The following is a 12,589-nucleotide window of genomic DNA, read 5'->3' on the forward strand; positions in this document are numbered from 1 at the left end:
GCGCCTCGTGAACGGTTTGCGCGGCGGATTCGACTGCTTGCCCCGCGGCAAGCCTGCAACCCTGATGCCAAAAAGACGAAACCCCACGCTCCGAAAAGCGTGGGGTTCGTCAGCAGTCCGGGCAGGCCGTTGGCCTGCCTTTTTTGCGTCAGTGCCGCGCGAATGCTCAGGACTGCGGCGGAATCACGAGCTTCTGGCCCGGATAGATCCGGTCCGGGCTCGACAGCATCGGCTTGTTCGCCTCGAAGATCGCCGGGTACTTGTTCGCGTCGCCGTACACTTCCTTCGCGATCGCCGACAGCGTGTCGCCCGGCTTCACGTCGTGGTACTGAACTTCCTGATCATCCGGCTGCAGGTCGTCGTCGTTGACGCCCGCGACGCCTTGCACGTTGCCGGCCGCGACCTTGACCTTCGCCTTCGTGTCGAGATCGGCGACGCTGCCCGACAGCGTGACGGTGCGCGACGCGCCGTCGAACGCGACGCTCAGGTTCGACGTGTCGAGACCTTGCGTGCCGATGTAGTTCTTGATCGCGTCGGCCGCGGTCTGGTTCGCGGCATTCGGATCTTCCGCTGCTTGCGCATCGGCGTGACCCAGCAGTTTTTCACCCGCCTCTTTGATAAACGAAAGAAGACCCATCGCTGCACTCCCTAGGTGGTTGAAAAGAAAACGCGCCGTGAAGTGGCGAAAAAAACACCGCGCTGGGCGCGCTCACCGGAGCGAGCGCCAAGCGCGGCGGTTTTCTCGAAAGGCGTGGCGAAAGTGTAGGCGTTCAGCGCGACGATTGCATGAAAAATCGCGCGCTTGAACGTAAAGAAATGTAATACGCGAAATCCGACAGGCGGACACCCGACGACGACGTCTGACCGACCAAGGCTTCCCCGGCGCCGCCGGGTGCCGCTGCGGACCCCACCACGCCGCTCTCAGCCCAGAGCGGCGTTTTTCGCCCCGTCGCGCACGCGTTTCGGCGATACGCGGCGGGGCGCCCCACCGTGATGCGCGCATCGTCGCGCATCGATGCGACCGGCCGTGACCGGATCGCGTGTATTCGTCGCGCGCGTTCCGCCGTTGCAGCGAAACGCGCGCCGTTGCGTCCGCGTTACGCGGCCGGCGTCTGGCCGATCTCGAAGTTCGACATGATCTCGAGCGCACGCACGAGTGCCGAGTGATCCCATGCCTTGCCGCCGTGCGAGGCGCACACGCTGAACAGTTGCTGCGCGCTCGCCGTGTGCGGCAGCGCGAGGCCGAGCTTGCGTGCGCCGTCGAGCGCGAGGTTCAGGTCCTTCTGGTGCAGCTCGATGCGAAAGCCCGGATCGAACGTGCGCTTGGTCATGCGCGCGCCGTGTACTTCAAGAATGCGCGACGCGGCGAAGCCGCCCATCAGCGCCTGGCGCACGCGCTCCGGATCGGCGCCCGAGCGTGCGGCGAACAGCAGCGCTTCGCCGACCGCCTCGATGTTCAGCGCGACGATGATCTGGTTCGCGACCTTGCAGGTCTGGCCCGCGCCGTTCTCGCCGACGAGCGTGATGTTCTTGCCCATCTTCTCGAACAGCGGCTTCGCGCGTTCGAACGCCTTCTCCGGGCCGCCGACCATGATCGTCAGCGTCGCTTCGCGCGCGCCGACTTCGCCGCCGGACACCGGCGCGTCGAGGTAGTCGCAGCCGAGCGCGTTGATCTGCTTCGCGAATTCCTGCGTGTCGAGCGGCGAGATCGAGCTCATGTCGATCACGAGCTTGCCGGCGCTCAGGCCCTTCGCGACGCCGTCGTCGGCGAACAGCACGTTACGCACGTCCGGCGTGTCCGGCACCATCGCGATGATGATGTCGGCGTTCTGCGCGACTTCGGTCGAGTTCGCGACGACCTTCGCACTCGCGCGCAGGTCGTCGGGAATCGGGAACGCACCGTTCACGACGAGCTGATGATCGCCCTTGAGCAGGTTGCGCGCCATGTGCGCGCCCATGATGCCGAGGCCGATGAAACCGATGGTTGCCATGTGAAAGTCTCCTATAGGGCTGAAAACGGGAAGAGCGGATCTCAGGCGGCGCGACGCGCCGAGCCCGGTGCGCAGCCGGCGACGCTTTGCAGCCAGCCGAGCCCTTCCGTCGTGGTGGTGCGGGGCTTGTATTCGCAGCCGACGTAGCCGGCATAGCCGAGCCGGTCGAGCAGCGCGAACAGGAACGCGTAGTTGATCTCGCCCGTACCCGGCTCGTTGCGGCCCGGGTTGTCCGCGAGCTGGACGTGGCCGATCGAGGCGAGGTTGCGTTCGATCGTCGCGGCCAGTTCGCCTTCCATGCGCTGCATGTGATAGATGTCGTACTGCAGGAACAGGTTGTCCGAGCCGACCGCGCGGATCACGTCGAGCCCGTCGGACGAGCGGTTCAGCGCGAAGCCCGGGATGTCGAAGCTGTTGCACGGCTCGACCAGCAGGCGGATGCCTTCGCGCTTCAGTGCGTCGGCGGCGAAGCGCAGGTTGTCGACGATCGTGACGAAGGTCTTGTCGCGCGCGGTGCTCGCCGACGGGATGCCGACGAGGCAGTTCAGTTGCGGCACCTTGAGCGCCTTCGCGTACTCGATCGCACGGCCGACACCTTCCTGGAACTCGCCGACACGATCGGGCAGGCACGCGATGCCGCGCTCGCCCTGGTCCCAGTTGCCGGCCGGCAGGTTGTGCAGCACGAGGCGCAGGCGGTGTGTCTCGAGCCGCTCGGCGAGTTCCTCTTTCGCGTACGGGTACGGGAACAGGAACTCGACGGCGTCGAAGCCCGCGTCCGCGGCCGCCTTGAAGCGGTCGAGGAACGGCACTTCGTTGAACAGCATGGTCAGGTTTGCAGCAAACTTCGGCATGAGCTAAGCCTCTTCGGTCGGTCAGTCAAAAAATGGCGTGCGGATCAGTCGAGCATCGAGATCGCGGTCGGTGCGTGCTCGGCCTTTTCGGCGAGTTCCTCGAATTCGTTGATCGCGTCGATTTCGGTGCCCATCGAGATGTTCGTCACGCGCTCGAGGATCACTTCGACGACCACCGGCACGCTGAATTCTTCCGCGAGCGTTTGCGCCTGGCGCAGCGCCGGCTCGATCTCTTCCGGCTTGAACACGCGCAGCGCCTTGCAGCCGAGGCCTTCGGCCACCGCCACGTGATCGACGCCATAGCCGTTCAGCTCCGGTGCGTTGACGTTGTCGAACGCGAGCTGCACGCAGTAGTCCATGTCGAACGCGCGCTGGGCCTGGCGGATCAGGCCGAGGTACGAGTTGTTCACGACGACGTGCACGTACGGCAGCTTGAATTGCGCGCCGGCGGCCAGTTCCTCGATCATGAACTGGAAGTCGTAGTCGCCCGACAGCGCGACGATCGGACGGCGCGGGTCGGCCGCACGCACGCCGAGCGCGGCGGGGATCGTCCAGCCGAGCGGGCCGGCCTGGCCGCAGTTGATCCAGTTGCGTGCCTTGAACACGTGCAGGAACTGCGCGGCTGCGATCTGCGACAGGCCGATCGTGCTGACGTAGCAGGTATCGCGGCCGAACACCTTGTTCATCTCTTCGTACACGCGCTGCGGCTTGACCGGCACGTTGTCGAAATGGGTCTTGCGCTGCAGCGTCCGCTTGCGTTCCTGGCACTCGGACACCCACGCGCTGCGGTCCTTCAGCTTGCCGGCGGCCTTCCATTCCTGCGCGACCGCGACGAACAGCTCGAGTGCGGCCTTCGCGTCGGACACGATGCCGAGATCCGGGCCGAACACGCGGCCGATCTGCGTCGGTTCGATGTCGACGTGCACGAACTTGCGGCCCTTCGTGTAGACCTCGACGCTACCGGTGTGGCGGTTCGCCCAGCGGTTGCCGATGCCGAGCACGAAGTCGGACGCGAGCATCGTCGCGTTGCCGTAGCGATGCGACGTCTGCAGGCCGACCATGCCGGCCATCAGCGGGTGGTCGTCCGGAATCGCGCCCCACGACATCAGCGTCGGGATCACCGGCACGCCGATCGTTTCGGCGAATTGCACGAGCAGGTCTTCGGCCGCTGCGTTGAGCACGCCGCCGCCCGACACGATCAGCGGCTTGTCCGCGTCGTTGAGCATCGCGAGCGCCTTCTCGATCTGCGCGCGGGTCGCCGCGGGCTTGTAGACCGGCAGCGGTTCGTACGTGTCGATGTCGAACTCGATTTCGGCGAGCTGCACGTCGATCGGCAGGTCGACCAGCACCGGGCCCGGACGGCCCGAGCGCATCAGGTGGAACGCCTGCTGGAACACGCGCGGCACGAGCGCCGGCTCGCGCACGGTGACGGCCCACTTGGTGACGGGCTTCGCGATCGACTCGATGTCGACGGCCTGGAAGTCTTCCTTGTACAGGCGCGCACGCGGCGCCTGGCCCGTGATCGCGAGGATCGGAATCGAGTCGGCCGATGCCGAGTAGAGGCCGGTGATCATGTCGGTGCCGGCGGGGCCCGACGTGCCGATGCACACGCCGATGTTGCCCGGTGCGGCACGCGTGAAGCCTTCGGCCATGTGCGACGCGCCTTCGACGTGGCGCGCCAGCACGTGGCTGATGCCGCCCGACTTGCGCATCGCGGAATAGAACGGGTTGATTGCTGCGCCCGGCACGCCGAACGCGGTCTGGATGCCTTCCTTCTCGAGCACGAGTACGGCTGCGTCGACGGCTCTCATCTTGGCCATGAATGTCTCCTTGGATAGTTGGATCTTGCGAATCGGTCTGTTGGGAACACTTTAGGGACGCAAGAAAGGTTTGATAAGATCAGCCGAAGTCGCTTATTTCGAAACTAAAAGTATGGAATGACGGCCGGACGGGGCTTCCCGCCGGTGTCGGCGTCGGGACGGAGACGGGAAATGGATCGTTTCAAGCAGATCGAGACGTTCGTGCGGGTCGCGGACGCGGGCAGCCTCGCGGCGGCCGCGCTCGAGGAGGGCGTGTCGCCGGTGGTGCTCGGGCGGCGCATCGACGCGCTCGAGAAGCGCCTCGGCGTGAAGCTGATGTATCGCTCGACGCGCCGGCTGGTGGTCAGCGAGGAGGGCGCCGCGTTCCTCGAGCGCTGCCGCGGGCTGCTGTCCGAATGGGACCAGGCCGAGAACGAGCTGGCAGCCGGCCGGCGCGCGGTCAGCGGGCACCTGATCGTGTCCGCGCCGGCCGCGTTCGGCCGCAAGCACGTCGCGCCGCACGCACCCGGTTTCCTCGTCGACAAGCCGGAAATGCAGCTGTCGTTCAACCTGACCGACCGCGTCGTGGATCTCGTGCGCGAAGGCTACGACCTGTCGATCCGGATCGGCGGCTCGGTCGATCCGAACTTCGTCGCGGTGAAGCTCGCGTCGAACCGGCGCGTCGTGTGCGGCACACCCGCGTATTTCCGCAAGCACGGCCGGCCGAAGTCGCTCGACGACCTGCTGAAGCACAACTGTCTCGCGTTCAACCTGCAGGGCGGCCAGAACCGCGGCTGGTATTTCCAGCGCCACGGCAAGATCGTGACGATGCGGGTGGCCGGCAATCTCGACTGCAACGACGGCGAGCTGCTGCATCGCTGGGTCGCGGAAAGCCTCGGGCTCGGCTGGCGCTCGACCTGGGAAATCGCCGCGCAGCTCGAAACGGGCGAACTCGAAACCGTGCTCGACGAATTCGCGCTGCCGGACTACGACATCCTCGCGGTCTATCCGCAGCAGCGCTACGTGCCCGCGCGCGTGCGCTACTTCATCGACTACCTGCGCGAAGCGTATGCGCGCCCCGGCTACTGGAACAGCACGCCGTAACGGGCGCGGCGGTTTCCGGCATTTTTTTGCGCATCATCGGCTTCGTGCGGGAATAAACTCGACGCAGCGGCGGTAAGGTCATCGAGAGCGCCCGCTGCCGGTCTGTCCGGGCACGGACGTGGAACGGGCGCGGCTTCGGCCGCCGGGACCAGGGAGGTCATGTGGGGCAAGCCGGACAGGCGGTCGACGAACGGGCGGAGGACGACGCGGTCGCGCGCGGCGAACGGTTTCGCGTGCTCGTGCTGCCGCATCTCGACGCCGCGTACAACCTCGCGCGCTGGCTGAGCGGCAATGCGGGCGACGCGGACGATGTCGTCCAGGACGCGTGCATGCGCGCGCTGCGCTTCGTCGACTCGTGCCGCGGCGACAACGCGCGGCCGTGGCTGCTGACGATCGTGCGCCACACCTGGTACACCGAGTGGCGCCGCCGCGCCCACGCGCACGAGGTCGCGCTGCCCGACACGCTCGACGACACGGAGGTGCCGGACGACTGGCAGCCGGCGACGGAGGATCCGCTCACGCACCTGTTGCGCGGCGAGAACGTTCGGCTGGTGAACGCGGCGCTCGCGAAGCTGCCGCCCGAATACCGCGAGGTGCTGGTGCTGCGCGAGATGGAGGATCTGAGCTATCGCGAGATCGCGGCGATCGCCGACGTACCGGTCGGCACCGTGATGTCGCGACTCGCGCGCGGCCGGCGTCGGCTCGCCGCGCTGCTGGCCGGCACGCAGGCGCCGGCACCCGAACCCGCGCCGGGACGTGCGTCGGCAAGCGGAACCGCATCGGAGGCGATCGATGGACTGTAACGAAGCGCGCGCATTGCTGGACGCGGACGTCGACCGCGAGCTGTCGGCGCCCGATGCGTTGCGCGTCCAGCGGCATGTCGAAGGCTGCGACGCGTGCCGCCGCGAACGCGAGCGGATCGTCGCGCTCGGGCGCGCCGTGCGGCAGGCCGATTATCACCGCGCGCCGGAGGCGCTGCGCGCGAGCATCCTCGCGACGCTGCCGGCGGCGGCCGGCGCGAACGCGCGCGGCCAGGCCCGCGTGGAACCGGCGCCGGACGACGCGGCGGCGCGGCCGCGGGCCCAGCCTCGGCCGACCGGTCGCCGCTGGTTCGCGTGGCTGGGCGGGCGCGGCGCGGCGGCTCGCCCGGCGTCGGCCGGACCGGGGGCGGGCGTCGCCGCGCTGCCCGGGCTCGGCTGGGGCGTCGCGCTGCTGGTCGCGCTCGCGGCGGCGGCCGGGATGGCGCTGTCCGCCCGCCACGCCGCAACCGACCAGACGGTCGACGAACTGGTCGCGAGCCACGTGCGCGCCGGCCTGTCGGCGCGCGACATCGACGTGATCTCGACCGACCGGCATACGGTCAAGCCTTGGTTCAACGGCCGGCTCGACTATGCGCCGCCGGTCGAGGACCTGTCGGCGAGCGGCTTCCCGCTCGCGGGCGGCCGGCTCGACTACGTCGGGCGGCGCCGCGTCGCGGTGCTCGTGTACCGATACCGGCAGCACGTGATCGACGTGTACGTGCAGCCGGCAGGCGTCGGGCGGGAGGCCGCGCCGTACGCGACCGTGTCGCAGGGCTACGCGCTCGACCGCTGGGAGGCGGCCGGGATGACGTGGTGGGCCGTGACCGACGCCGAGCCGTCGGCGCTGGCCGCGTTCAGGACGGCGCTCGACGCGAGGCTGGGCGGGGCGCGCGTCGAGTGACGGCGGGCCGCGTCGCCGGCCCGCAGGCACGCGCCCGACACTCCGCCCCCATTTCCGAACGGTCGCGCCGACGGCGGCTTCAGCTGCCGGCGCCATTCAAGTCGTTGAAAACATGGCCGAATCCGGTCGGAAATCGTCGATCGGTATTGCACGCGCCCCGTATCCGGGTTAGAATCTTCGGCTTCTCACTTGCCACACCGGTTCAGACGCCCGGGTGGCTTTAATCCACAAGGAGTGTGTAATGCGTCATTACGAAATCGTATTCATCGTGCACCCCGATCAGAGCGAGCAAGTGCCCGCGATGATCGAGCGTTACAAGACCACGATCACGACGCACGGCGGCCAGATCCACCGTGTCGAAGACTGGGGCCGTCGCCAGCTGGCCTACATGATCGAGAAACTCGCGAAGGCTCACTACGTCTGCATGAACATCGAGTGCGACCAGACGACGCTCGACGAACTCGAACACGCGTTCAAGTTCAACGACGCCGTGCTGCGCCACCTCATCGTCAAGATGAAGAAGGCCGAGACCGGCCCGTCGCCGATGATGAAGGAAGTTCAGCGCGAAGAAGCCAAGAAGGCGGCTGCAGCTCAGCCGACCGAAGCGCAGGCTTAAGTTCGTCACTCATTAAGCCATCAAGGAGCGCGTCACTCACGTGAACAGGTTGCAATTGACGGCGAGCGTCGTCGAACGCGCACCGGTGCGATATACGCCGGCGGGTGTTCCGATCGCAAGCGCCACGTTGCATCACCGCACGGAAGTCGTCGAAGCAGGCATTCCCCGTCAGGTCGAAATGACGATCGAGGCGGTGGCGGCCGGTGAGGCGAGCGGCAAGCTGGAGCGTCGTGAAATGGGCGTCGAAACGCTGTTCACGGGCTTCCTGGCAAAGAAGAGCCGCAACGCGAGAACCTTGGTGTTTCACATCACTGCATTGCAGGACATAGGAAAGGACTGAAATCATGGCCCGCCCGACTGGTAAGAAATTCGACAAGCGTCGTCAGCAACAAAACCCGCTCTTCAAGCGCAAGAAGTTCTGCCGTTTCACGGCTGCCGGCGTCGAGCAGATCGACTACAAGGACACGGAAACGCTGAAGGACTTCATCGGCGAAAACGGCAAGATCACGCCGGCTCGTCTGACGGGTACGAAGGCGCACTATCAGCGTCAGCTCGACACGGCAATCAAGCGTGCGCGTTTCCTCGCGCTGCTGCCGTACACCGATCAGCACAAGGCGTAACTCGGCGACGCCATAAGGAGAATTCGAATGCAAATCATTCTGTTGGAAAAAGTCGCCAATCTGGGCAACCTCGGCGATATCGTCAAGGTCAAGGACGGTTACGCTCGCAACTTCCTGATCCCGAACCGCAAGGCTCGCCGTGCAACGAAGGAAGCGATCGCCGAATTCGAAGTTCGCCGCGCTGAACTCGAAAAGATCGCTGCTGAAAAGCTGGCAGCATCGCAGGCAGTCGGCGAGAAGCTGAACGGCCAGTCGTTCGAAATCACGCAGAAGTCGGGCGTCGACGGCCGTCTGTTCGGCTCGGTCACGAACGGCGACGTCGCGGAACTGCTGAAGAAGGCAGGTTTCGAAGTCGAGAAGCTGCAAGTTCGCATGCCGGAAGGCCCGCTGAAGATGATCGGCGAGCACGTCGTTCAGATCGCGCTGCACACGGACGTCGTCGTCGACGTCACGATCAACGTGATCGGCGACCACGCGTAAGCGTATGCAAGCTTTCCGGGCGGCTTCCGCCGTCCGGACAAGGGCAGGCGCCCGGGCAACCGGGGCCTGCCTTTTTTATTGCCCGTTCGCTGGTGGCCGGTATGGCGCCGTCCTGTGTAATTCGCGATAATCCCAACCCATGAACGCGCCGCAAGATCCTCAAATCGAATCGCTGAAAGTCCCGCCGCATTCGGTCGAAGCCGAGCAGTCGGTACTCGGCGGCCTGTTGCTCGACAACGCGGCATGGGACCGGATTGCCGATTTCCTGTCGCAGGGCGACTTCTATCGCTACGACCACCGGATCATCTACGAGCACATCGGCCGGCTGATCGCGTCGACGCGCCCGGCCGACGTCGTGACCGTGTACGAAGCGCTGACCACGTCCGGCAAGGCCGACGACGTCGGCGGCCTCGCGTACCTGAACGCCCTCGCGCAGAACACGCCGAGCGCCGCGAACATTCGCCGCTACGCGGAAATCGTGCGCGACCGCGCGGTGCTGCGCCGGCTCGTGTCGGTCGCCGACGAAATCTCGGCCGACGCGTTCAATCCGCAGGGCAAGGAAGTTCGCCAGCTGCTCGACGAGGCCGAGTCGAAGGTGTTCTCGATCGCCGAAGAGGGCGCGCGCGGCAACCAGGGCTTCCTCGAGATCGGGCCGCTGCTCACGCAGGTCGTCGAGCGCATCGACACGCTGTATCACACCGCGAACCCGAGTGACGTCACGGGCACGCCGACGGGCTTCGTCGACCTCGACCGGATGACGTCCGGGATGCACGGCGGCGAACTGATCATCGTTGCCGGAAGACCGTCAATGGGAAAAACGGCCTTTTCCATGAACATCGGCGAATACGTCGCTGTCGAGTACGGGCTGCCGGTCGCCGTGTTCTCGATGGAAATGCCGGGCACCCAGCTCGTGATGCGTATGCTCGGCTCGATCGGGCGGCTCGACCAGCACCGGATGCGTACCGGCCGGCTGACGGACGAGGACTGGCCGAAGCTGACGCACGCGGTGCAGAAGATGAGCGAGGCGCAGCTCTTCATCGACGAGACGGGCGGCCTGAACCCGATGGAATTGCGCTCGCGCGCGCGGCGTCTCGCACGTCAGTGCGGCAAGCTCGGCCTGATCATCGTCGACTACCTGCAGCTGATGTCGGGTTCGTCGCAGGGCGAGAACCGTGCGACCGAAATTTCCGAAATCTCGCGATCGCTGAAGAGTCTGGCAAAGGAGCTGGACGTGCCGGTGATCGCGCTGTCGCAGCTGAATCGCGGGCTGGAGCAGCGTCCGAACAAGCGTCCGGTGATGTCGGATTTGCGTGAATCGGGCGCAATCGAACAGGATGCGGACGTGATCCTGTTCATCTACCGTGACGAGGTCTACAACCCGGACAGCCCGGACAAGGGCACGGCCGAAATCATCATCGGCAAGCAGCGTAACGGCCCGATCGGACCCGTTCGGCTCACGTTTCTGGGTCAATACACGAAGTTCGACAACTTTGCGGGGGCGCAGAACTTCTACGGCGAGTAACACTTCTACGCCGGTTGTAAACCCTTATTTCGCCAAGCGTTGTATCCAATCCCGGCGCGCGCATATGCGCGCGTCGCGGCGCAACCGAAAACGGTACAATATCGCCCGTTTTCGTGACAGTCGTTTGACAATCTCTCAGGAATCCCATGTTCGGTCGATTCATGCCCACCGAGGGCAAGTTCTTTGAACTCTTCAACGCGCACGCGAAGCACATCGTTTCCGGTGGCCGCGAGCTCGAACTGCTGATCGACAATCTCGCCGACGCCGAGATTCACAAGCAAAACGTGCAGACCGCCGAGAAGGCCGCTGACAAGCTGACGCATGAAGCGATCGATCTGCTGCACAAGACCTTCATCACGCCGCTCGATCGCGACGAGATCCACAAGCTGATCACGACGATGGACGACATCCTCGACCTGATGGAAGACGTCGCGACGGCCGTGTCGCTGTACGACGTGCAGTCCGTCACGTCCGAGGCGAGCCAGCTCGCGCACATCGTCACGCAGTCGGCGCAGCACGTGCAGCAGGCCGTCGGGTTGCTGTCCGACATGAAGCAATCGGCACAGATCCTCAAGCAGTGCGAGGAGATCGACCGCTGGGAGTCGGAGGCCGATCGCGTGCTGCGCGCGGCGATGTCGAAGCTGTTCCGCGAGGAAGACGACGTGAAGACGCTCATCAAGCTGAAGGCGATCTACGAACTGCTCGAAGAGATCACCGACAAGTGCGAGGACGTCGCGAACATCATCGAAGGCATCGTGCTGGAAAACGCCTGAGCGGACCACGATGCATTCGATACAACTCGCCCTATGGATGGTCGCGACGCTGGTGCTCGTCGCGCTCGTATTCGACTTCATGAACGGCTTCCACGACGCGGCGAACTCGATCGCCACCGTCGTGTCGACCGGGGTGCTGAAGCCCCAGCAAGCCGTGGTGTTCGCGGCCGCGTTCAACGTCATCGCGTATTTCATCTTTCACCTGAAAGTCGCGCAGACGGTCGGTAAAGGCACGATCGATCCCGAGATCGTCGACCACTATGTCGTGTTCGGCGCGCTGGTCGGTGCGATCGGCTGGAACGTGATCACGTGGTACTACGGGATTCCGTCGAGCTCGTCGCACGCGCTGATCGGCGGCCTCGTCGGCGCGGCGCTCGCGAAGTCGGGCTGGAGCTCGCTGAACATCGACGGTCTGCTGAAGACGATTGCGTTCATCTTCATTTCGCCGCTGCTCGGCTTCATCCTCGGCTCGCTGTTCATGCTCGGCGTGTCGTGGCTGTATTTCCGCACCGCGCCCAGCAAGGTCGACCGGCGCTTCCGGCGGCTCCAGCTGCTGTCGGCCGGCCTGTACAGCCTGGGCCACGGCGGCAACGACGCACAGAAGACGATCGGCATCATCTGGATGCTGCTGATCGCGTCGGGCTATGCGTCGGCGACGTCCGATGCGCCGCCCGCGTGGGTGATCGGCGCGTGCTACCTGTCGATGGGGCTCGGCACGCTGTTCGGCGGCTGGCGCATCGTGCGCACGATGGGCCAGAAGATCACGAAGCTCAAGCCGGTCGGCGGTTTCTGTGCCGAAAGCGGCGGGGCGATCACGCTGTTCATCGCGTCGTTCCTCGGCATTCCGGTGTCGACCACGCACACGATCACCGGTGCGATCGTCGGTGTCGGCGCCACGCAGAAGCTGTCGGCCGTCCGCTGGGGCGTCGCCGGCAACATCGTCTGGGCGTGGGTGCTGACGCTGCCGGCGGCCGCGCTGTTCGCGGCCGGCGGATGGTGGCTCGGGCACCAGATCTTCTGATATCGACGCTGCCGGATCGATACGCGCAATGCGCCGCACACCGAAAAGGTTGCGGCGCATTTTCTTTGCGCGGTCGGGAAAGGGGCGGCGCACTGCGGGGCCGCCGCCGGG

At 65.6% G+C, this 12,589-nt stretch carries 14 protein-coding genes; 10 read left to right on the plus strand and 4 right to left on the minus strand.

What is annotated here, in order from left to right; all coding sequences use genetic code 11:
• Positions 1–166: 166 nt before the first annotated feature.
• The 4 genes from lysM to gcl form a co-directional block, all read right to left on the minus strand.
• Entirely contained in the window at positions 167–637 is a 471-nt protein-coding gene (lysM, locus tag U4012_RS19890; RefSeq protein ID WP_044843639.1) for a peptidoglycan-binding protein LysM, read from the minus strand.
• A 460-nt stretch (positions 638–1,097) separates the two neighbouring features.
• Positions 1,098–1,991 carry a 2-hydroxy-3-oxopropionate reductase gene (locus U4012_RS19895; RefSeq protein ID WP_044843638.1) on the minus strand — a complete coding sequence of 298 codons (894 nt, stop codon included), beginning with the start codon at positions 1,989–1,991 and terminating at the stop codon, positions 1,098–1,100.
• A gap of 41 nt (positions 1,992–2,032) precedes the next feature.
• The gene (gene hyi, locus U4012_RS19900; RefSeq protein ID WP_044843637.1) at positions 2,033–2,842 is read right to left on the minus strand and encodes a hydroxypyruvate isomerase; all 810 of its coding nucleotides are present in this window, start codon (positions 2,840–2,842) and stop codon (positions 2,033–2,035) included.
• 44 nt (positions 2,843–2,886) lie between these two features.
• Entirely contained in the window at positions 2,887–4,662 is a 1,776-nt protein-coding gene (gcl, locus tag U4012_RS19905; RefSeq protein ID WP_044843636.1) for a glyoxylate carboligase, read from the minus strand.
• 171 nt (positions 4,663–4,833) lie between these two features.
• Between gcl and U4012_RS19910 the strand changes: the two genes are divergently transcribed.
• The 10 genes from U4012_RS19910 to U4012_RS19955 all read left to right on the plus strand — a co-directional run bounded on the left by U4012_RS19910 (position 4,834) and on the right by U4012_RS19955 (position 12,478).
• Positions 4,834–5,745, plus strand: coding sequence for a LysR family transcriptional regulator (locus U4012_RS19910; protein ID WP_044843635.1), 912 nt, complete (start codon positions 4,834–4,836; stop codon positions 5,743–5,745).
• Between the two features lie 161 nt (positions 5,746–5,906).
• Positions 5,907–6,548: an RNA polymerase sigma factor gene (locus U4012_RS19915; RefSeq protein ID WP_044843634.1), complete on the plus strand. Its 642-nt coding sequence runs from the start codon at positions 5,907–5,909 to the stop codon at positions 6,546–6,548.
• On the plus strand, positions 6,538–7,446 hold the full coding sequence (locus U4012_RS19920; RefSeq protein ID WP_321800933.1) for an anti-sigma factor: 909 nt from the start codon (positions 6,538–6,540) through the stop codon (positions 7,444–7,446). The genes U4012_RS19915 and U4012_RS19920 overlap by 11 nt, the downstream gene beginning before the upstream one ends.
• A gap of 241 nt (positions 7,447–7,687) precedes the next feature.
• Complete coding sequence (rpsF, locus tag U4012_RS19925; RefSeq protein WP_006755436.1) at positions 7,688–8,062, plus strand: 30S ribosomal protein S6; 375 nt, start codon at positions 7,688–7,690, stop codon at positions 8,060–8,062.
• 40 nt (positions 8,063–8,102) lie between these two features.
• The gene (gene priB, locus U4012_RS19930; protein ID WP_031399239.1) at positions 8,103–8,402 is read left to right on the plus strand and encodes a primosomal replication protein N; all 300 of its coding nucleotides are present in this window, start codon (positions 8,103–8,105) and stop codon (positions 8,400–8,402) included.
• Positions 8,403–8,406: 4 nt separating this feature from the next.
• Positions 8,407–8,682, plus strand: coding sequence for a 30S ribosomal protein S18 (rpsR, locus tag U4012_RS19935; RefSeq protein WP_004193360.1), 276 nt, complete (start codon positions 8,407–8,409; stop codon positions 8,680–8,682).
• Positions 8,683–8,709: 27 nt separating this feature from the next.
• Positions 8,710–9,162: a 50S ribosomal protein L9 gene (rplI, locus tag U4012_RS19940; RefSeq protein WP_059449913.1), complete on the plus strand. Its 453-nt coding sequence runs from the start codon at positions 8,710–8,712 to the stop codon at positions 9,160–9,162.
• 139 nt (positions 9,163–9,301) lie between these two features.
• Positions 9,302–10,684 carry a replicative DNA helicase gene (locus U4012_RS19945; protein ID WP_044847233.1) on the plus strand — a complete coding sequence of 461 codons (1,383 nt, stop codon included), beginning with the start codon at positions 9,302–9,304 and terminating at the stop codon, positions 10,682–10,684.
• A gap of 146 nt (positions 10,685–10,830) precedes the next feature.
• A complete protein-coding gene (locus U4012_RS19950; RefSeq protein ID WP_044847234.1) occupies positions 10,831–11,457 on the plus strand; it encodes a DUF47 domain-containing protein in 627 nt (208 codons plus the stop codon).
• Between the two features lie 10 nt (positions 11,458–11,467).
• Entirely contained in the window at positions 11,468–12,478 is a 1,011-nt protein-coding gene (locus U4012_RS19955; RefSeq protein ID WP_044847235.1) for an inorganic phosphate transporter, read from the plus strand.
• Positions 12,479–12,589: the final 111 nt, after the last annotated feature.

Origin of the sequence: Burkholderia sp. BCC1988 (assembly GCF_905339895.1) — a bacterium.
Lineage (GTDB): Bacteria > Pseudomonadota > Gammaproteobacteria > Burkholderiales > Burkholderiaceae > Burkholderia.